Origin of the sequence: Lactobacillus agrestimuris (genome assembly GCF_943193025.1) — a bacterium.
In the GTDB taxonomy this organism is placed as follows: domain Bacteria; phylum Bacillota; class Bacilli; order Lactobacillales; family Lactobacillaceae; genus Lactobacillus; species Lactobacillus agrestimuris.
On the sequence record NZ_CALPCQ010000001.1, the window covers coordinates 79,057 to 99,752 of the forward strand.

General features: G+C 34.6%; 22 protein-coding genes and 1 pseudogene. 17 read left to right on the top strand and 6 right to left on the bottom strand.

Annotated features, from left to right (window positions below):
- Nucleotides 1–80: 80 nt before the first annotated feature.
- Nucleotides 81–695: a signal peptidase I gene (gene lepB / locus NFR82_RS00385; RefSeq protein WP_420908720.1), complete on the bottom strand. Its 615-nt coding sequence runs from the start codon at nt 693–695 to the stop codon at nt 81–83.
- 167 nt (nt 696–862) lie between these two features.
- Here lepB and NFR82_RS00390 point away from each other — a divergent pair, with 167 nt between their 5' ends.
- From NFR82_RS00390 to NFR82_RS00400, 3 genes are read left to right on the top strand one after another with little or no spacing between them, the layout of a single operon-like run.
- A complete protein-coding gene (locus NFR82_RS00390; protein WP_251716166.1) occupies nt 863–1,282 on the top strand; it encodes a bis(5'-nucleosyl)-tetraphosphatase in 420 nt (139 codons plus the stop codon).
- Between the two features lie 46 nt (nt 1,283–1,328).
- Nucleotides 1,329–1,976, top strand: a complete 648-nt coding sequence (locus NFR82_RS00395; RefSeq protein ID WP_251716167.1) for a uracil-DNA glycosylase — start codon at nt 1,329–1,331, stop codon at nt 1,974–1,976.
- Nucleotides 1,977–2,759 (top strand): SGNH/GDSL hydrolase family protein, encoded by a 783-nt coding sequence (locus NFR82_RS00400; RefSeq protein ID WP_251716168.1) that lies wholly within the window; start codon nt 1,977–1,979, stop codon nt 2,757–2,759. It begins immediately after the preceding gene.
- 57 nt (nt 2,760–2,816) lie between these two features.
- Here the strand turns inward: NFR82_RS00400 and lexA are convergent, their stop codons facing one another.
- Nucleotides 2,817–3,440 carry a transcriptional repressor LexA gene (gene lexA, locus NFR82_RS00405; RefSeq protein ID WP_251716169.1) on the bottom strand — a complete coding sequence of 208 codons (624 nt, stop codon included), beginning with the start codon at nt 3,438–3,440 and terminating at the stop codon, nt 2,817–2,819.
- 160 nt (nt 3,441–3,600) lie between these two features.
- On the opposite strand from lexA, the gene NFR82_RS00410 reads away from it, so the two are divergent.
- The 6 genes from NFR82_RS00410 to NFR82_RS00435 all read left to right on the top strand — a co-directional run bounded on the left by NFR82_RS00410 (nt 3,601) and on the right by NFR82_RS00435 (nt 11,270).
- Nucleotides 3,601–3,849, top strand: a complete 249-nt coding sequence (locus NFR82_RS00410; RefSeq protein WP_251716170.1) for a DUF896 domain-containing protein — start codon at nt 3,601–3,603, stop codon at nt 3,847–3,849.
- Nucleotides 3,850–3,919: 70 nt separating this feature from the next.
- The gene (locus NFR82_RS00415; protein ID WP_251716171.1) at nt 3,920–4,141 is read left to right on the top strand and encodes a YneF family protein; all 222 of its coding nucleotides are present in this window, start codon (nt 3,920–3,922) and stop codon (nt 4,139–4,141) included.
- 83 nt (nt 4,142–4,224) lie between these two features.
- Nucleotides 4,225–5,991, top strand: a complete 1,767-nt coding sequence (locus NFR82_RS00420; RefSeq protein ID WP_251716172.1) for an ABC transporter ATP-binding protein — start codon at nt 4,225–4,227, stop codon at nt 5,989–5,991.
- Entirely contained in the window at nt 5,984–7,777 is a 1,794-nt protein-coding gene (locus NFR82_RS00425) for an ABC transporter ATP-binding protein (protein ID WP_251716173.1), read from the top strand. Before NFR82_RS00420 ends, NFR82_RS00425 begins: the two co-directional genes overlap by 8 nt.
- A 12-nt stretch (nt 7,778–7,789) precedes the next feature.
- The gene (locus NFR82_RS00430; protein ID WP_251716174.1) at nt 7,790–9,727 is read left to right on the top strand and encodes a M13 family metallopeptidase; all 1,938 of its coding nucleotides are present in this window, start codon (nt 7,790–7,792) and stop codon (nt 9,725–9,727) included.
- Between the two features lie 115 nt (nt 9,728–9,842).
- Nucleotides 9,843–11,270 carry an FAD-binding oxidoreductase gene (locus NFR82_RS00435; RefSeq protein WP_251716175.1) on the top strand — a complete coding sequence of 476 codons (1,428 nt, stop codon included), beginning with the start codon at nt 9,843–9,845 and terminating at the stop codon, nt 11,268–11,270.
- A 61-nt stretch (nt 11,271–11,331) separates the two neighbouring features.
- On the opposite strand, the gene NFR82_RS00440 is transcribed toward NFR82_RS00435, so the two are convergent.
- A complete protein-coding gene (locus NFR82_RS00440; protein ID WP_251716176.1) occupies nt 11,332–12,510 on the bottom strand; it encodes an SAM-dependent methyltransferase in 1,179 nt (392 codons plus the stop codon).
- 362 nt (nt 12,511–12,872) lie between these two features.
- Between NFR82_RS00440 and NFR82_RS00445 the strand changes: the two genes are divergently transcribed.
- From NFR82_RS00445 to NFR82_RS00465, 5 genes and pseudogenes are all read left to right on the top strand, one after another.
- Entirely contained in the window at nt 12,873–13,574 is a 702-nt protein-coding gene (locus tag NFR82_RS00445) for a DUF4097 family beta strand repeat-containing protein (RefSeq protein ID WP_251716177.1), read from the top strand.
- A 39-nt stretch (nt 13,575–13,613) separates the two neighbouring features.
- Nucleotides 13,614–14,138, top strand: coding sequence for a GNAT family N-acetyltransferase (locus NFR82_RS00450; protein WP_251716178.1), 525 nt, complete (start codon nt 13,614–13,616; stop codon nt 14,136–14,138).
- A pseudogene (locus NFR82_RS00455) lies at nt 14,135–14,215 on the top strand (DUF6176 family protein); the annotation flags it as partial. The gene NFR82_RS00450 and the pseudogene NFR82_RS00455, both read left to right, overlap by 4 nt.
- A gap of 164 nt (nt 14,216–14,379) precedes the next feature.
- Entirely contained in the window at nt 14,380–15,495 is a 1,116-nt protein-coding gene (locus NFR82_RS00460; protein ID WP_251716179.1) for an MFS transporter, read from the top strand.
- Nucleotides 15,496–15,808: 313 nt separating this feature from the next.
- A complete protein-coding gene (locus NFR82_RS00465) occupies nt 15,809–16,051 on the top strand; it encodes a hypothetical protein (RefSeq protein ID WP_251716180.1) in 243 nt (80 codons plus the stop codon).
- 49 nt (nt 16,052–16,100) lie between these two features.
- On the opposite strand, the gene NFR82_RS00470 is transcribed toward NFR82_RS00465, so the two are convergent.
- From NFR82_RS00470 to NFR82_RS00480, 3 genes are all read right to left on the bottom strand, one after another.
- A complete protein-coding gene (locus NFR82_RS00470) occupies nt 16,101–16,553 on the bottom strand; it encodes a hypothetical protein (RefSeq protein ID WP_251716181.1) in 453 nt (150 codons plus the stop codon).
- Entirely contained in the window at nt 16,543–16,755 is a 213-nt protein-coding gene (locus NFR82_RS00475; RefSeq protein WP_251716217.1) for a helix-turn-helix transcriptional regulator, read from the bottom strand. Before NFR82_RS00475 ends, NFR82_RS00470 begins: the two co-directional genes overlap by 11 nt.
- Before the next feature lie 119 nt (nt 16,756–16,874).
- The gene (locus tag NFR82_RS00480) at nt 16,875–17,489 is read right to left on the bottom strand and encodes a lysophospholipid acyltransferase family protein (RefSeq protein ID WP_251716182.1); all 615 of its coding nucleotides are present in this window, start codon (nt 17,487–17,489) and stop codon (nt 16,875–16,877) included.
- A gap of 62 nt (nt 17,490–17,551) precedes the next feature.
- On the opposite strand from NFR82_RS00480, the gene NFR82_RS00485 reads away from it, so the two are divergent.
- The 3 genes from NFR82_RS00485 (at nt 17,552) to tsf (ending at nt 20,585) form a co-directional block, all read left to right on the top strand.
- A complete protein-coding gene (locus NFR82_RS00485) occupies nt 17,552–18,583 on the top strand; it encodes a GIY-YIG nuclease family protein (RefSeq protein WP_251716183.1) in 1,032 nt (343 codons plus the stop codon).
- Between the two features lie 157 nt (nt 18,584–18,740).
- Complete coding sequence (gene rpsB / locus NFR82_RS00490; protein ID WP_251716184.1) at nt 18,741–19,511, top strand: 30S ribosomal protein S2; 771 nt, start codon at nt 18,741–18,743, stop codon at nt 19,509–19,511.
- Between the two features lie 45 nt (nt 19,512–19,556).
- A complete protein-coding gene (gene tsf, locus NFR82_RS00495) occupies nt 19,557–20,585 on the top strand; it encodes a translation elongation factor Ts (protein WP_251716218.1) in 1,029 nt (342 codons plus the stop codon).
- Nucleotides 20,586–20,696 lie beyond the last annotated feature (111 nt).

Here is a 20,696-nt window from a genome sequence, read left to right on the forward strand (position 1 = left end):
ATTGTTTTCATTTTATGAAGACGATGCCTTTTTATTTATCTAAAAGAAAAAGAACTGGAATATTTCCAGTTCTCTAATCTTTAATAGAATTGCATCTTATTGATTGGCCAGTAGCGCCATTTAACAACACCAACGACTTTATCCTTTGGAATAGTACCAATGTATCGGCTATCTTTAGAAACACTTCTGTGGTCTCCCATTACGAAGTAGGTACCAGCAGGAACTTTATTGGTTCTTTGCATAGTTTTAAGTTGAGTCGTAGTGTAGTACTTTCGATAATCAGCAGTTTTAGCTAATGAGCTAAGCGTGAAGTTTTGAGTGTAAGAATACTTAGTTCCTGAGAAACCATCTTCACCGTTATCGATCATCTTGCGTCCTTTGTTAAGCCATGGCTGTGCAATCTTTTTACCGTTAATGTAAATTTGTTGGTTTTTACTTACGATTGTATCACCAGGCATACCAATAATTCTCTTGATGTATAAAGCACCAGGCTCATCGGGAGCATCAATAACAACTATTTCACCACGCTTTAATTGCGCATGTCGAACTGCGACAACACGATCACCATTATCAAAGGTTGGCTCCATTGAAATCCCTGAAACTGTACAATTGGCGATCACATATTTGTTTAAAGCCCAGAAGATTCCACCGATAACAAGAACCATTACAAAGACTTCAACCCAAAAGCTTACAATCTCTTTTGTTTTCTTATTCAATTTTTTCACCTAATATCAACATAAAATTTATTTCACTTTCCTAGTTTAACAAAAAACACCTAAAAATTAAATTAAATTGGAAAATGATTATTTATACAAATGAATTTTGTGTATAATATAGTCACTGAACATAAGGGGGATTCATCATGATTCACGAGCATTCGGCTGGTAGTATTATTTATCGTATAGAAAATGGCGACGTTCATTTTTTAATTGTTGAAAGTGTTTTGCACCACACATGGGGTTTTCCAAAGGGACACTTGGAACCTGGTGAAACTGAACAAGAAGCAGCAAAGCGTGAAGTAGCTGAAGAAGTAGGTTTGTATCCAGAGTTTGATTTCAATTTTCACAGAGATATTGAATATGTAACTGAAGAAAAAACAATAAAAAAGGTAGATTTCTTTTTAAGTGAGTTTGTTAAGAATCAACATGTAGTTGATCAAGTAGAAGAAATTTTGAATTCTAAATGGGTTACTTTGGATCAAGCCAAAGATTATTTACCAACTGATCGTGGTCTTAATGAAATCTTGCAAGATGCGATAGCTTATTTGAATGATAAAAAATAAGGAAGTGGACCAGAGTGCCCACTTTTTTTAATAGGAGAATTTATTGATGAAATATCCAGATGAGCTAATTGAAAAGGTTAAAAAACGATCTGCAGGGATGCGTTTAGAAGGAATTAATGAGGGTGCAGGTCCAAAAAATCCGGCTTTAATGATTATTGGGGAAGCACCTGGTAGAGAAGAAATTGTTTCTCATATTCCATTTCATGGAGACTCGGGTAAGGAATTGATGAAGTCTTTGGCAAGTATTGGGCTCACTAGGGATGATGTTTATATTACTTCGGCTGTTCGGAGCCGCCCATACGATATTAAAGAAGTCTTTAGTAAACGAAAAAATAAAATAGTTACAAAATATCCAAATCGAAAACCAACTAAAAAAGAGATTCTGGCTCATGCATTATTCTTGGATTATGAAATAAAAATGGTAAAGCCAAAGCTAATTGTTGCTGTTGGAAATACTGCCTTAGAAAGATTGCTGGGTCCGGGACATAAGATTTCACAAGAGCATGGGACAGTTATTAAGAATACGCCAATTCTTAAATTAAATGAAAAAGAAGATGGATATGTATGGTCGAAAAAAAAGTACACTATTTTTCCGCAATATCATCCGGCAGCTGTATTTTATAATCGAAAATTGACCGATGTAATTCCAAAAGACTGGCAGGTTATAAAGAAATATTTAAAGAAGGAAAAGTAATTGAGTAACGAAACATTTTTAATTTCAATTAGACAAAATAATGACCTATCTGATGTTGCCGTTGCAGAACTCAGAAATGACCTTGATTTACATCCACTTAATCAGAGACTATATACAAGTTTTGCAAGCATGCCCGGTAATGCCCGAAAGTATGCAGTTAACCAAATGAAGACGCAGGTTGAACCTTTAACAGGTAAGAAAATTTTGTTTTTAGGCTCTTCAGTTACTTTAGGATTTGGAGCTCTAGGAGAATCATTTGTTGATTATCTTTGGAAAATTGATGGAGTTGAAGCTATCAAGGATGCTGAAAACGGTACTACTTTAGTTGATAAAAATACCAGCTACCCAGGTGATTCATATTTGGAACGTTTTCGTGAGGATTTGAAAGAAGTATTACCTGATATGTTAGTAATCCAACTTTCGACTAATGATGCAAGGTTGGGTAATAGTGCAATTGGAGAAGTCAAAGATAAAGATTTTGATACTCAAACGGTAATTGGCAGTTTACAAACAATAATTACTGAAGCACAGAAAAAGTGGAATTGTCCAATTGTGATTTTTACTAATCCATACTTTGAAAATCCAACTTATGCCAAAATGGTTGAAAAAACGCAAGAATTGAGTGAAAAGTATCGAATTGAATTAATTGATTTATTTAATAATCAAGATTTTAAAAGCCAAAGTAATCTCTACATGGTTGATCAAGTTCATCCAACTAGAGCAGGGTATCTTGAAAAGTGGTTACCAGTTTTTGAGAAAAAACTAGTTAAATATTTTAAATAGTAATGTTAAGCAAAAAAATAAAGAGCTAGAATTTCACTAGCTCTTTTCTTATTGATTCTATTCAATACCAGTACGATACAAACTAACAACTTTACCAAGAATTGTAACGTTTGAAAGAATAATTGGATCCATTGTATCGTTTTCTGGTTGCAAACGAATATGACCATCTTCTTTATAAAAACGTTTGACCGTTGCTTCATCATCGTCAGTCATGGCAACAACAATTTCCCCATTATCAGCAGTACTTTGCTTTCTAACTATAATTTCATCACCATTAAAAATACCTGCATTGATCATGCTTTCACCCTGAACTTTAAGCATGAATAATTCACCGGCATCTGCTTTAAGATCAGGTGGAAGTGGGAAATAATCTTCTACATCTTCGTAAGCTAAGATTGGTTGACCAGCAGTAACTTTTCCGATTACTGGGATTTCTTTTGGCTTAATGCCAAGTTCCTTTAAACCGTCCTTGGTAATTTCAAGGGCACGAGGCTTAGTTGCGTCCTTAAACAATAGGCCTTTTCTCTCAAGTCGAGACAAGTGACCATGAACCGTTGAAGTTGAAGAAAGATCAACTGCTGAACAGATTTCTCTAACAGTAGGTGGAAATCCACGATTTTCAACAGTATCATAAATATATTGCAAAATTTCAATTTGTTTAGTTTCGTAATTTTTTCTCATAACAATGCTCCAAATAAGAGTGTATTTGATAGTTTATCTTAGTAGTTATTTTAACAAAAAAGATTCAGATTTACAAACAGGCGTTCTAAGCATTTTGGCTTTTTTTATTGGTATAAATACTGTAAACTAATAATATAGTTTACAAGAAAGGGTGTTTTTTATGTCTGAAAAAAATATTGATGATGTAACAAAAAGAATAAACGAATTGTACCATAAGAAAGAAAAAGAAGGCTTAACACCTGAAGAAGAAGCAGAAAGAAAAGAATTACATAAGAAGTTCTTGGAAAACTTCCGTGCCGGATTTAAACAACAAATTGAAGACATGGTTATTCTTGACAAGAATGGTAAGGAAGTAACTTCTGAAAAAGCCAAAAAGGCTCAACGTAAAAAGGGTCTTAGAAAAGATTAATTTTTGTCTTTAAATATTTCTTAACTCTGGTAAGATATATATGTTAGTTAATGGAGGAATTTGAAAGATTATGAATTTAGGTTTAGCAATTGTATTAATTATCGTCGCATTAGGTATCGGCCTTGTAGGTGGTTTTTACGGTGCCAGAGCATATATGAAGAAATATTTTAAGGATAATCCTCCAATTAATGAAGATATGATTGTTGCCATGATGTCACAAATGGGACAAAAGCCATCTGCTAAGAAGGTTAACCAAGTGATGAATATGATGAAACATCAACAAGGTAGATAATTCAATATCTTAAAATATTGGTATATCTGTAAAGACGAAGAGATTATTCTTCGTCTTTTTTGTGCTATCAAAGGGGTGAAAAGATGGGGATTTTTAGAAAACTGGGATGGTTTTTTAGGAAAGAAAAGAAGAGATACATATTAGGAATTATATTTTTAGCATTAACTTCTTTTGCTAATCTAGTTCCACCAAGGGTGTTGGGACTAATGTCGGATCGACTTGATAAAGGTCATATTACTTGGGGACAATATGGTATTTTGGTATTGGCAATTGTTGCTGCGGCTATCGTGCTTTATGTGTTGCGTTATTTTTGGCGTAAGCAAATCTGGGGCGGTGCTGCAGAGCTTGAACGGCAAATGAGATCAAAGTTATTTGACCATTTTATGAAAATGGATCGAACTTTTTATCAGCGTCACAGAATTGGGGATTTAATGGCGCATGCGACTAATGATGTTTCCGCAATTCAAAATGTTGCTGGAGATGGTGTTTTAACATTAGTCGATTCTCTAATGATGGGACTTTCAACAATGATTGCCATGATTATCTTTGTTGATTTTCGTTTGACAATTGTAGCACTTTTGCCACTGCCTTTTTTAGCATGGGGCGCGCAGAAACTTGGAGATCGACTTCATGATTCGTTTAATGATTCACAAGCTGCATTTTCTAGATTGAATAATAAAACTCAAGAATCTGTTTCTGGTATTAAAGTTTTAAAAACGTTTGGTCAAGGAAAAGAAGATACTGAAGCGTTTGATCGAATGGTAAATGATACTATTCGAATTAACCGTAAAGTATTTGTCTGGGATTCATTATTCGACCCCCTTGGAACAATTATTATTGGTTTAACTTACACAATCACAATTATTTATGGTGGTATTTTAGTAACTAATAAAGTCCTCACAATTGGACAATTAGTCTCATTCATTGCTTATATTGGAAACATGGTTTGGCCAATGTTTGCTATCGGATATTTATTCAATATTTTGGAGCGTGGTAGTGCTAGCTACGATCGTGTGCAGAAGCTTCTTGATGAAAAGCCAACAATTACCGATGCAAATGCGGATGAGAATATTACGGCCGATGATATTGCAGGAGATTTAAAGTACCAAATTAAGTCATTTGCCTATCCAGATGAAAAAGATATTCCAGTTCTTCAAAATATTGATTTTAAATTAAAAAAGGGTCAAACGCTTGGTTTAGTTGGGAAAGTTGGTGCAGGTAAAACTACAATTATTCAACTACTCCTGCGTGAATTCGACACTTACGACGGTCAAATTACCCTTAATGGTCATGATATTCGTGAAGTGCCGCTGAATGTACTATTGAGACAAATTTCTTACGTTCCGCAGAACAATTATCTGTTTTCAACGAGTATTCAGAAGAATATTGCCTTTTCTGATTCGGGAGCTGAAGATAGTCAAATTATTGAAGCCGCTCAAAAGAGTGATTTGCATAATGATATTTTGCAAATGCCGCGTTCGTACCAAACTCTGGTTGGGGAAAATGGTATATCACTTTCGGGTGGTCAAAAACAAAGAATGTCGATTGCCAGAGCGCTACTTAAACATAGTCAAATCCTAATTATGGATGATGCTTTGTCTGCAGTGGATGCAAGAACTGAAACTGATATATTGAAGGCATTACGTAAGGAAAGAAAAGGTAAGACTACCTTGATTGCGGCTCACCGTTTAACCTCTGTGATGAATGCTGACTTAATTTTAGTATTGAGAAACGGACAAATCGTTGAGCGAGGAACTCATAAAGAACTGCTTAAGCTTAATGGTTGGTATGCTGATATGTGGCGTAAACAAGAGTTAGAAGAAAAGGTTGGAGGTGAAGTGAATGAATAATGAAGAAAAGAATGAATCAGTTTGGGCACAAGCGATTCCTTTCAAAGAGCAAATGCAAATTTTTAAGCGAATCATGGGATTTGTAAAAACTTTCAAATTTGAAATGTTAATTTCATTGTTTGGAGCATTTCTCGTTAGTGTGATCAACATGCTTTTGCCATATGGATTGCAATATTTCCTTGATCACTTTTTATTAAAACAAACTGCTACAGTCCAAATTATTATTTTTGCGGGAGCATTATATGCATTTGGATCTTTACTAAAGGCGGTACTTCAGTTTACCTATGAATTTTTCTTTGCTTTAGGTTCGGAAAAGTCGCTAGAAAGTGTTCGTAAGGCACTTTATCGCAAGCTTCATACACTTGGGATGCGTTACTTTGATCAAACTCCAGCAGGTTCAATTGTCTCAAGAGTTACTAACGATACCATGACCTTGAGTAATTTCTTAGCAGTTTTATCAACTGTAGTTATAAGTATTTTTTCAATTGGCTCGGCACTAGTTGCGATGTTTTCAACTAATGTAACTGCCGGTTGGTTAATGCTGGCATTCTTGCCAATTCTTTTGATAATCATTTGGCTATATTCACAAAAGAGTTCAAAATTATATCGTAATTATCGTGAACGCTTGAGCCGAATTAATACTAACTTAAATGAATCAATTGAAGGTGTATCTTTGATTCAGCAATTCAAGCAAGAAGGACGCATGACTAATGAGTTCGAAGATGAAAACGGCGGTTTAATGAATACTCGGTTCAACATGATCCGCATTAATTCGCTACTTCTTTCACCTCTTACATCAATGCTTTATTCATTGGCACTTGCAGTTTCATTGATGTACTTTGGTTTTCCACTTCAAAAAACTTTTGTGCCAGCAGGTGTTGTTTATGCTTTCTCACAATATATTTCTCAATTCTTCAACCCGATTTCAACTATGATGGATCAAATGACTTTGTTCCAAGATGGTATTGTTGCTGGTAAGAGAATTTTTGGAATCTTAGATGATACTGAATATGAACCAAAGCAGAATCCAGAAGCTGGTTTGACTATTAGCAAAGGTAAGATTGAATTTAGACATGTTAGTTTCTCATATGATGGTAAGCATGAGATCTTACACGACATTAACTTCATCGTAAATCCAGGTGAAACTCTCGGAATTGTTGGCCACACCGGTTCAGGTAAAAGTTCGATCATCAATGTTATGATGCGCTTTTATGAATTTCATAAAGGAGAAATTCTGATTGATGATGTTGATATTAGAAAGTACCCGAAAGAAGAACTTCGCAGGAAACTAGGGTTAGTTTTGCAAGAGCCATTCATGTTTTATGGTGATATTTCTTCAAATATTCGTCTTTATAATGACGAAATCACTGATGATCAAATTAAACAGGCTGCAGAAACAGTTCAGGCTGATCAGTTTATTGAAAAAATGCCAGGTAAGTATCATGCTAAAGTTATTGAAGGAGGCGGAGAACTCAGCCAAGGTGAGCGTCAATTGGTCTCATTTGCTAGAACTTTGGTTACTGATCCGAAAGTCTTGGTTCTCGATGAAGCTACAGCTAATGTTGATACCGAAACTGAAACCATGATTCAAAAAGGCTTAAAGACACTTCGTAAGGGTAGGACTACTTTAGCTATTGCCCACCGTTTATCAACGATTGCAGATGCTGATCAAATTATTGTTTTAGATAAGGGTCGAATCATTGAAAAAGGCACTCATGATGAACTTTTAGCTAAGAAGGGATACTACTACGACTTGTATACTTTGCAGAATAATAAGAATAAATAAGGGGAGAAATCTATGAAAAATTTATTTGCTGTACGTGGCGGTACTGGTGATTTAACTAAACCAGATGTTAATACTCGCATTCAGGATAACTTGTACTTAGCAGTTAACTCTGAATGGCAAAAAGATGCCGTAATTCCTGCTGATCGTACCGAAATTGGGGTCAATACAGAAATTGATATGCGGATTGAAAAAAGAATGATGGACAACCTTGATTCCTTTGTTAAAGATGGTAATTTACCAGATTTAAAGAATCTTGATAAAGCAGTTAATTTATATAAATTAGCCAAGGATTTTGATCGTAGAAATTCTGAAGGTGCTGAACCTATCAAAAAGGATTTGGCCTTTTTAACTAGTGTAAATAACTTTGCAGGATTAAATGAAAAAGCTAAGGAGATTGCTTTTATTTCGGCTCTTCCATTTGGTTTTGATGTTGAAGCTGATATGAAAAATACTAAAGAACATGTTTTGGAGTTTTATGGTCCCGGAACTTTTTTGCCAGATACAACAAGTTACAAGCAAGATGATGCGGAGAAACTATTATCAATTTTAAAAGATCAAACTATTAAAATGCTCGTAATGGCAGGAATGACCGAAGCTGAAGCAAGTAAATATGTTGAAGCTGGAATTGAGTTTGATAAAAAATTAGCTAAGGTCGTTAAGTCAACAGAAGAATGGGCAGATTATCCAGCAAGCTATAATCCCTATAATATCAATGACTTTTTAGCAAAATTCAAGTCCTTTAAGATGGAAAAATACATGCTTTCTATGTTTGATAAACTTCCAGAAAAAGTTATTGTAACTGAACCAAGATACTTGGAAAAAGTAGATGACTTAGTAAATGAAGGTAATTTCGATCAAATTAAAGGTTGGATGATTATTAAGTTCATTAATGGTGTAAATAATCTCTTGTCTCAAGACTTCCGTGAAGCCGGATTTCCATTTGCTCAAGCTTTAAGTGGTCAAGATGAACTTGTTCCTCAAGCTCGTCATGCATATTACCTTACTAATGGAACGTTTGATGAAGTTCTCGGAATTTTCTATGGTAAGAAATATCTTGGTGATGAAGCAAAGCAAGACGTAATTAATATGATCCATAGTATGATCAAAATTTATGAATCACGTATTAAAAAAAATGACTGGCTTTCTGAAGAAACTAAGGAAAAGGCTATTGTTAAGTTAAAGGCATTGGTTCTTAAAATCGGATATCCTGACAAGCAAGAAGAAATCTATGATTTGTTGAAGATTGATCCAGCCAAGAGTCTATATGAGAACGAAAAGATTAACGGCAAGATCATAACCGAATATAATTTGGCTAAATTGGATAAGCCTGTTGATCGTTCTGTTTTCCTCATGCCAGGAAACATGAATAATGCTTGTTATGATCCACAAAGAAATGACATCACATTCCCAGCAGGTATTTTACAAGCGCCATTCTACGATCTTAATCAATCTCGTGGTGCTAATTACGGCGGTATTGGTGCAACTATTGCTCACGAAATTTCTCATGCTTTCGACAACAATGGTGCCAAGTTTGATGAATTCGGAAATATGAAGAATTGGTGGAAGGATTCAGACTTTAAAGAATTCGAAAAACGTACTAAAGCTGCAATTAATATCTATGATGGTCTTCAATATGGACCAAGCAAGTTAAATGGTAAACAAGTTGTGGCAGAAAATATTGCTGACCTTGGTGGTTTAACTTGTGCTATTCAGGCCAATAAATCTGAAGATGGTGATATGAAGGAATTATTTAAGAACTATGCACGTTCTTGGGCACAAAAGCAGCGACCAGAAGCAATTAAAACTGAGATTGCGACCGATGTTCATGCTCCACAGCCAACACGTGTTAATATTCCTTCACAATGCCAAGATGAATTTTATGAAACTTTCGATGTAAAAGAAACTGATGGTATGTGGCTTGATCCAGATAAACGAGTAACAATTTGGTAAATAAAATGATTAGCGTAAGCTAATCATTTTTTTAATACTTATATTTTGACAGCGATTACATAGATAGCTACACTAAAGTTGACAAGGGATAATTTTAACGAAAGGAAAATGCATAATGGAGTATCATAAGATTAATCAGTCAGATATTGAAACTTTAAGAAGTTATATTGCAGATCCAGAAAGATTTATTACCCAGCCAACTGAACATTGGGATCATGACCAATTCAAGACAGTTAGAGCAATGCCTGATTTAGTAATTCAACCAGTTACTAATGAAGAAGTTGAAAAGGTTGTTAAGTATGCAAGTGATAATCATATTCCCATTGTACCTAGAGGTAACTCAACTGGCCTTATGGGAGCAAACTTAACTGTTGAAGGTGGTATTTCACTTGATATGATCAAGATGAATAAGGTTCTTGAATACGATCCAAGTAGTTTAACTATGACGGTTCAAGCTGGTATCAGATTGAAGGACATTGAAGAATACTTGGCTAACAAGCCATTTACTTACATGCCAGCACCAGCCATGCACTGGGCAACAATTGGTGGTAACGTTGATACTAACGCTGGTGGTTTGAAGGCTATTAAATACGGTGTAACTCGTGAACATATCCGTGAATTGAAGGTAGTCTTAACCGATGGTAAGTTGTATAAATTTGGTGCGAAGGCTGTTAAGTCTTCATCAGGTTACTCATTAAAAGATTTAATCATAGGTTCAGAGGGTACTCTAGCAGTTGTAACTGAAGTAACTATTAGATTGTACCCACGTCCTAAAAAATCTATAAACGCCATTATTCCATTCCCAACTTTGGATGATGCAATTAAGTCAGTTCCATCAATTTTAGCATCTGGAGTTGTCCCAACCACCGTCGAATTCATGGGCAGAAAAGTAATAAGTTTGTGGGAAAAATATTATGATGAAAAATTCCCAATTACAACCGGTGAAGGATTTATTATCTTGGGTCTTGATGCGTTTACTGAAGGGGAGCTTGATGCAGAATTGAAACAAGCTTTGGCATCAACCAAGCAATTTGATTCTCAAGATGCAATTGTATTGAATGCCGATTCGCCAGAAGCTAAGAAGATTTGGGATTGTCGTGAAAAATTGTTATTGGCTATTCAAAAGTCAACTCCTAAGATGGATGAAGTTGATATTTGTGTGCCAATTAATCGTATTCCAGATGTGCTTCATAGAATTGATCAACTTGAAACAGAAATTGGTATGAGAATTCCAAACTTCGGTCACGCTGGTGATGGTAATCTTCATATTTATCTCTGCTCAGATAATATGACTGATGAAGAATATAAGGAAAAGAGCTTCAAGGTTATTACCGAACTTTATAAGACAGCTAAATCACTTGATGGTAACATGTCTGGTGAACATGGTATTGGTTATGCTAGAAAAGACTGGTATGAATGGTACTATGGTAAGGATTATACTGAACTTCTTAGAAAGATTAAGAAGATCTTCGATCCAAACTCAGTCTTAAATCCAGATAAGATTTTTCCATTAGAAGAAAAAGACGTTAAGAAAATTGAATAAGAGCGTATTTTAAAGCATAAGAAAAAGGCGAGATTTTAAAATCTCGCCTTTTTTTATGACTTTATTTATCAAGCATGTATGCACGAGTCATTGGTAAGTTTTTACCTGAAGGACCCTTAGTTAATAAGTATTGAATAACATCGATGTTACCAGATTCAAAGGATGCTGCACATGCATTGAGATACATGTCCCACATACGCACAAATCTTTCGCCCATTTTTTCTTGAATTTGGTCACGAGCAGCGTTGAAATTCTTGTCCCAAATTTCAAGAGTTCTTTGGTAGTGACGACGAAGTGTTTCCATGTCAGTAATTTGTAAGTTGTTATTGACAATATCACCGACAATTTCTTGAAGACCAGGGATGTAACCACCTGGGAAGATATACTTGTTAATCCAAGCGTTAGTTGCACCGCCTTGTTGACGGGTAATACCGTGGATAAGTGCGATACCATCTTGGTTAAGGTACTTGTAGATATCAGCGAAGTATTCGCTTAAGTTTTCTGAACCTACGTGTTCAAACATACCAACTGAAGTAACGTAGTCCCACTTTTGATCACCAAGTTCACGGTAGTCAGTAAGTTTAACTTCTGCAACATCTTGTAAGTTTTCATCGTAGATACGTTTTTGAACAAATTTATATTGTTCTTCACTAAGAGTTACACCAGTGACTTTGAGACCGTATTCTTTAGCAGCTGTGAGCATTAAAGTACCCCAACCACAACCAATATCAAGAAGAGTTTTACCTTCTTCAGGGTGAAGCTTGTTCAAAATATGGTGAACCTTAGCAATTTGTGCTTTTTCTAGGTCATCTGTGTTGCCTTCTTCAAAGTAGGCACATGAGTATGTCATAGTAGGGTCAAGCCACATTTTATAAAAATCATTACCGATGTCATAGTGGCTTTGTACATCTTCTTCACTTTGCTTTTCAGTGTGCTTTTGCTTAGGTAAGAACTTACGGAACTTTGAAGATCTCATGAAACTTCCAGCACTTTCATAAGCACCGAAGATCAACTTTTGAATATCACCGTGAATTTCAATCTTTTTGTCCATGTAACCTTCACCTAAGGCAAGAGAAGCATTACGTGTGATGTCTGACATAGGAATCTTTTCATTGAAAACAATTTCGATTTCAGGTGTTCCATTGCCGTATACTTCGCTCTTTCCATCCCAGTAGGTTACTTTAACAGGGAAGGGGAAAGACTTACTTAACATCATTTTATAGAAAGTTTTTTCTAACATTGAATTTCCTCCAATAATAACTGCATGATTTAATTTTAACACTTATTATTTGAAAACTCATATGTGAAAAGTGAGATCGTATAATTATTTTTGTTTAAGTATTAGGCTAGAATTTAAAGACATATAATGAGCTAAATCTTTCGACATCGTTTTCAACTTCTAATATTTAGTAATTGTCGCTTTTATAGAAAAAATATCGTATTTCTCATTTCACAATTTCTACTTGATAATTAAATAAATAATAGTATTATTAAAATAAAATTAAATAAGGATGATTTTAATTTAAAAGAGTTGTTAAGGCGAATATTCCCCAAAATTTAATGGATGTTTTTAAACGTTTAGTAAACGTACAAGGTGAAAATATGTTTTTTAAAAGAAAAAATAGAATTAATGAAGTACTTACTACGGATAGCTTCAATGAATTATTTTTGGATTTGAAGTCAGTTAATTTAAACATTAAATCTGGTGATCATTTTGAAATTAGATTTAAAGGTCTGAAATCTAATAAACCTGAATTAAAAATTGATGGTGAGAAAGCAAAGTTAGTTCAGAATTATAAGCAAAATAATTTTTTAATTAGTATAAATACAGGTAGATCTAATCTTGTGATAGTGACTATTCCCAAAGAGCAAACTTTGTTGGAAGTTAATATTGAGAATGTCAGCGGGAATGTAAAGATCGAGGATCAAGGCATTGAAGAACTTAATCTTAGAGCAGCTAGTGGTAGTTTAGACATAAAAGGCGGCCATATTGAAAATACTAGAGTTGATGTGGCATCTGGAGATGTAGAATTTGAATCTGTTTCTTTGAATACTGGTGAAATTAAACTTACTAGTGGTGGATTTGAAATGAAGGGCGGAGAAATTACTGGAGAATTATCTGTATCGAATGTTTCAGGAGATAATTTTGCTAAAGAAGTTAATGTAGATAGTTGTGTTTTAAATACTGTTTCTGGTGATTCACGTTTAAATGGTGTAGAAGTTAAAAGTGGTAAAGTCAGTGAAAAGCTGGATGGAAGCTTATTAGAGATGAGCTCTGTTTCGGGAGATAATGAAGTGAAATAGACAATATAGGTTAAAGATTATTGATTGAGGTGAAATATAATGATTCCTTTTACTTTGTACAAATTTATAGCCGAAGGTCATCAAGTTCAGCTAGTCCTACCTGAAGTATGGCAAGCGGATGAGTTTTTTAATCGTTTGCAAGAAAACCTTGCTGAGTTTTCTAAGTGGCTTGTTTGGGCAAAAAGCATTGATTCAGTTGAAAAAGAAGCCAACTCGATCAAGACTTTTCAACAGAAGATGGTTGATGGGATAGCCTTTAATTTGGTTATCTTGGTTGATGGGGTGCCAGCAGGGATGCTTGATCTGCATGAGATGAATAAAAAATCAGGTGAGGTTGGTTATTGGCTGGCTAAGTCATATCAGCATTTTGGCATTATGACAAAGAGCGTGAATTTCTTGATTGAGTATGCGTTTAGTCAGTTGAAATTGGAATATTTGATTTTGCGAACTGCGCCGGATAATTTTGCTAGTCAGAGTGTGGCGAAGCGATGCGGATTTTCGTATGTTGAGATTGATGAAAATAATCATAAGGTATTTAAGTTGGAGAAAGAGCTACATAAATAATGCAAATCGAATTAACACGTTTTAGAATCAAAAAGGGTAAGGAAGCAAAAGCTCAAGAATGGATGGATTTTTTAAATTCTCAACAATGTTTCCTGAAAAGATTGCTCCAATCGACGTAAATAAAATTTTAAGACATATGAGAAGTGGTGAACAAAAATGTTAAAAAGAATCACAGTTCAAAAACGTATTGCATTGACCTTCTTAATATTTACTGCATTTTTTACACCTTTTTCGTTCTTCAATGTCAGGGATTTTTTCACTTTTTTATGCAAATAATCATATTCCGACTGCATCAATTAGTTCGATTAAGTCATTTCAAAGTATTGGAATTATGGTGGGACTTTTACCAGCAGGATATTTATCCGATAGAATTGGAAGATTAAAAATTTTAAATTTATCTGCTATAGTGATTAGCCTTAGTTTTTTGTCATTAATTTTATTTAGGACTTTTGTTTCTTTTTCAATTTCAGAATTATTATATGGGATAGGATTGGCATTGAATTCGGGAACATTACTATCGTATATTACTGATTTACAAGAACAAAATGATATAACACCTGATAGTAGATTGATGGGTAAACAAGTAATAATGCTAAATTTGATGACTTTAGTGGGTGGAAATATTGGAACATACTTATTTAATATGAACAATACCACGCCAATATGGTTTGCTTTGATAGGTTTAGCAATATATCCTATTTTTGCTTATACCTTGATTAAATATTTGGGGTTTGCAGATAATAAATCGACAAATAGTAATATAACTTTGTTTGATGATATAAAAATGCTTAGGTCATTTTTACAAAAAAAGAAATTTTGGATTCTATTGTTGCTAAATGTTGGTTATGATTGTGGGACGCAATTTATTTTAATTTATTGGTCAATCATTTATGTTGATCAACTTCACTTTGAGTTATCAGTAGTATACACATTATTTATGCTATCACTAATATTGGGTTCAATAGTTTTTAATAACTTAGTTGGTGCTTTAAATACAAATAGATTAGTGATTGTAAGTACTCTTTTTATGATTGGCTTACTGATCCTTAATACATTATTAACGAATCGATATATTTTATTGTCGCTATTTCTCTTGATTGAATTAGTAATGGGAATGATGTCAGGACAAATTTCTTCTGCAAGTAATATAGCTATTTATGGTGAAAATAATAAGTCGTTAATGCTATCATCTGTTTCTTTTCTTACGGAAATTATAGTTAGTCTTTCTCTATTTTTGAATGATAGAATTATTAAATTAGTTGGCAATTTAAAAGTGATGTATATTATATCGGCATTATATTTTGCAATTATTTTGTTGGTAATACCGTTACTGAAGAAAGAGAGAAACAGTTATTAAAAATAATAAAAGAAATATAATGAATTGAACCAAAATAATAGAATTATAATATCTAATTAAAAATATTTACTTTGGGATAAAAATTAAAGTTATAGCAAGTTCAAATAAGAATTTTAAATACTCTTTTTTAGATCATACTTAAAGGTAGAAATTTTGAACCTATCTTTTTATGCATAAGTAAACCTTCATGTTGTGTTTATGTTTAAACGGTTTTTTTGAGGAAGTAAAATGAAAATAGCCGTATTTCTAACGTAAGGCCAATCGATGAGATATAATGAAAGAGGTTTTAAAAAATAGAAAGTGAATGATTAAAATGCCAAGCAAAGAAAATAAAAAATTCAGAAAAGAACATCCAGCAATGGATATTTGGTTTGCGATTGGCTGCTTTTATTGGGTATTTACATTACTGTTAAGTCTATTTAATATATCCTGGCCTAAATCATATGTTGGAAGGTGTATTATGGTTATCCTTGCTGTAGCTGATTTAATTTATTTGATTTACTTCGATGTTAGAATGCTTAAGTTCAAGCGCGAGCAAAGAGAAAAGCATAGATAAAAAAGCAGGGTTGAAATTGTCATCAACCTTGCTTTTTATATGTCGTATATTAACTTTTATGCTCAACAATCACGCTAATAATTATTTCAATAAGTAGGAAAACATTCCATAGCATTCCTAAAGTCACAGCAATTAATCCAACTGCAAAGGCAAAGTCATGATTACCAGGCTGTTTATATAAGAATCCGGCAAAGCACATTAATACTGCCGCAAGTCCCAAGATGATCCACTGAGAAATTTTGTACATCTTAGCATTGACTCTCTGATCAATATAATTATCTCGTTCATCTTCATCATCAGGGGTTCCAATATCACGCAATCTAAAATATTCCAACATGGTCACAACTAGTAAAACAATAACATAAATTATATCTTGTATTGGATTACCATTGTGTACGTTTGTTATATCTAGAATGAGGAACACTACCCAAATGAGTGTCATTAAGAATGTAAGGATAGTGGCAAGAGTGTATTTTAATCTTCGCTTTTTTTCATTCTTCATTTTCAACGTACTCCTTTAAACAAAATAGCTCTTCGATACTTGTATCAAATTCTTGCGCAAGTTTATATGCTAAAACGATCGAAGGTTTATATTTTCCTTTTTCAAGTGAGATAATCGTGCGCTCAGACACATGAGCTTTTTCAGCAAGTTCACGTTGGGTGAGTTTATTTTTCTTGCGATACTCTTTAACTAAATTATTAATAAACATCAACTCCATTTCAAAAAAACTGAAGTTAACTTCATGAAGTATACTTCATATTTTAAATCGTAAGTTTTTATTCGTAAATAGAAAAAAGCTACTGAGCATTAGCTCAATAGCTTTTATTTAGCAACATAGTGGAAGTCGGGATTTTGTTCCTTATCTAACTTATCCCAAGCTTCTTCAAGCTCGCCATATAATTTGGTTTCATTTTCTTTTGTCATCTTAGTTTTGCGGTCTACAGAAATCGGATCACCGAAACAGATATCGATCGGTTCGCGCTTAAGCACGCCTTTAAAAGTAAGAGGTCCTTGATATACTACAGGAACCATTGGTTTTTGTGACATTTTAGCGATTACAAGTACACCGGCCTTTAGTTCACTAGAATGACGAGTTCCAGAAGGGAAAACGATTAGTGATAACTCGCCTTTTTTTAACCCTTTAACTGGTGTTTTTAAGACTGATGGACCTGGGTGTTTACGATCGACAGGAAAAGCATGTGAATGATTTAAAATAAATCTCAAGAATGGATTTTTAAATAATTCAATTTTAGCCATGAACATGAATTCCATTGGACTTGCTGCTAAGGCGAAAAGAACAGGTTCCCACCAAGTTCTATGAGGTGCAACTAAGATATAGTTTCCTTTAGGAATTCTTTCTTTATGATGAATATGCATATTGCCATTCAATAGCCAAACGAGAAAACGGACAATAACCCGCATAAATTTATAAAACATCTTTTTCCTCCTAATTTGTTGTAAGATATTATAGCAAAGTAAAGCGAGAGGATAAATATTTTATGGTAAAACTTGGTGAAAATGAACGCATCGACTATATGTACAGCGACAATCTGCGAATTGTTCAAGATAAGACAGCATTTAGTTTTTCACTGGATACTCTATTATTAGCTTATTGGGCAAAAGAAAATATATATGATAGGTATAAAGTAGCCGATCTGTGTTCTGGCAACTGTGCTGCGACTATGTACATGGCTTACTTTAATCGGGCTAAATACGATGCAGTAGAGATTCAAGAAGAAGCATACTCTCAAGCAGTTCGTTCGGTTGAATTGAATAATATGGAAAACCGAATTAATGTGCATCAAGATAATGTTCTGAATGCTCCAAAGTTTTTGCGTAAAGATTCATATGATATAGTCACGGTTAATCCACCATATTTCAAGGCTCCAGAAGGTCATGAAGTTAATCCCGATCGGAAAAAGGCAATTGCTCGTCATGAACTGTTAATTAATCTAGAACAAATTATTGAAGTAGCAAGTGGCTTGCTTAAGATGAAGGGCAAGATGTTTATGGTCCATCGACCTGAGCGACTTGGTGAGATTTGCTATTATTGTATGAAACATGATATGAGCGTAAAACTAGTTCAGCCGTTTGTTTCTCATCGCGGAGAAGACAGTAATTTAATTATTGTTGAAGCCGTGAAGCACACAGCTTTTGATGGAACAGTTTTAAAAGATCCTGTTGAAGTTCATGATGAAAATGGTGAATTCTTGCCAGATATTCAAAAGATTATTCGTGAAACTGATGAGGACCGTGAAAAGCATGAAAATGCCGGAAAATTTTTCTTTTATGTCTTAAAGTGTAACGATGGCAGTTTTTACGGTGGTTTTACTAATGATCTTGGTCATCGCCTAAAAATGCATAATGAAGGAAAAGGTGCTAAATATACGAAGACGCGTCGACCTGTTAAGATGATCTATCATGAACAGTTTGACGATAAACGTTTAGCACTGAAACGTGAATACTGGTTCAAACATCATACTAGAGCTTGGAAAGAAAAGTTTTTGCGTGAACATAATGTAAAATTTTAGTCTTGCATTTAGCTTGACTTTTTTGTATCATGGTTAAGTGCGCTAAGTGGCGCATAAAACACATCAAGAGCGATCGATATCATTGGTGCCTGGGTAGTGGCTTAGATATCGAGTTGAACGCTTGAGAGGATTTAAAACCATAGGAGGAAATTTTATTATGACAGTTGTTAGTATGAAGCAATTGCTTGAAGCAGGTGTCCACTTTGGTCACCAAACTCGTCGTTGGAACCCAAAGATGGCTCCTTACATTTTTACTCAAAGAAACGGTATCTACATCATTGATTTACAAAAGACTATCAAGATGTTAGATGATGCCTACAACTTTATGAAGGCTGTTGCTCAACAAGGCGGCGTTTTCTTATTTGTAGGTACTAAGAAGCAAGCACAAGACTCAATCGCTGAAGAAGCTACTCGTGCAGGTCAATACTTCGTTAACCAACGTTGGTTAGGTGGTACTTTGACTAACTGGGTAACTATCCAAAGCCGTGTTAAGAGATTAAAGCAATTAAAGGAAATGTCACAAGATGGCACTTTCGATGTACTTCCAAAGAAGGAAGTTGCACTTTTAACTAAGGAAATGGACAAACTTGAAAGATTCTTAGGTGGTATCGAAGATATGCCAAGAATTCCTGATGTATTGTTCGTTGTAGATCCTAAGAAGGAAAAGATCGCTGTTCACGAAGCAAATATCTTGGGTATCCCAGTTGTTGCTATGGTTGACACTAACACTGATCCAGATCCTGTTGATGTAATTATTCCTTCAAACGATGACGCAATCCGTGCTATTCGTTTAATCGCAGGTGCTATGGCAGATGCCATCATCGAAGGTCAACAAGGTCAAGACGATGCAAACGAAACTTTGGAAGTTGACTTTGCAGAAGACGCTGATGGTAAGGAAGAAATCGTTAGCGCTGAAGAATTAGATTAAAACTAGTTTTTACTATATAAGTTCTAAAATATAGGAGGACTACAAATTATGGCAATTAGTGCTAAGCAAGTTAAAGAATTACGTGAACTTACTGGTGCCGGCGTTATGGACGCTAAGAAGGCATTGGTAGAAGTTGACGGTGACATGGACAAAGCAGTTGAATTCCTTCGTGAAAAGGGTATGGCTAAGGCTGAAAAGAAAGCTGACCGTATTGCTGCCGAAGGTTTGACTGGTGTTTACGTTGCTGGTAACACTGCTGCTTTAACTGAAGTTAACTCAGAAACTGACTTCGTTGCTTCAAATGATAAGTTTGTTAACTTGGTTAAGGATGCAACAAAAGTAATCGCTGAAAACAAGCCTGCAGATCTTACAGCTGCTGCAGAAGTTAAGATGGACGATGGCAAGACTTTAGACCAAGCTTTTGTTGATGCAACTGCAACAATTGGTGAAAAGATTGTTTTACGTCGTTTTGCTATTGAAGAAAAGACTGATGACCAAGAATTTGGTGCTTACCAACACAATGGTGGTCAAATCGGTGTTGTTACTGTACTTGAAGGTGCTGATGCAGCAACTGCTAAGCACTTAGCAATGCACATCGCAGCTATGGGTCCTAAGGTTATTTCACCAGATGAATTAGATGACGAATTCATTTCTGAACAATTGGCTTTAATGAACCACAAGATCGATCAAGATAACGAAAGTCGTGAATTGGTTAACAAGAAGCCATTACCACACCTTGTTTATGGTTCACGTAAGCAATTGACTGATGAAGTTTTAGCTAAGGCTGAAGAAGACATCAAGGCTGAACTTAAAGAAGAAGGTAAGCCAGAAAAGATCTGGGATAAGATTATTCCGGGTAAGATGCAACGTTTCATCGATGATAACACTCAAGTTGATAAGCAATTCGCTGTTTTATCACAAGACTACATCATGGATGACAGCAAGACTGTTGGCGAATTCTTGAAGGAAAACGGTGCTAAATTAATTTCATTTACTCGTTATGAAGTTGGTGAAGGTATCGAAAAGAAGCAAGAAGACTTTGCTGCTGAAGTTGCTGAACAAATGAAGAATTAATTTCTAAAAATGAAAGAGGACTTGGGTCCTCTTTTTTTTATCTAAAAATTTAATAATGAATCATTAGATACTCAACAAACGCGCTTCATATATGGTAGAATAATTAAAGCT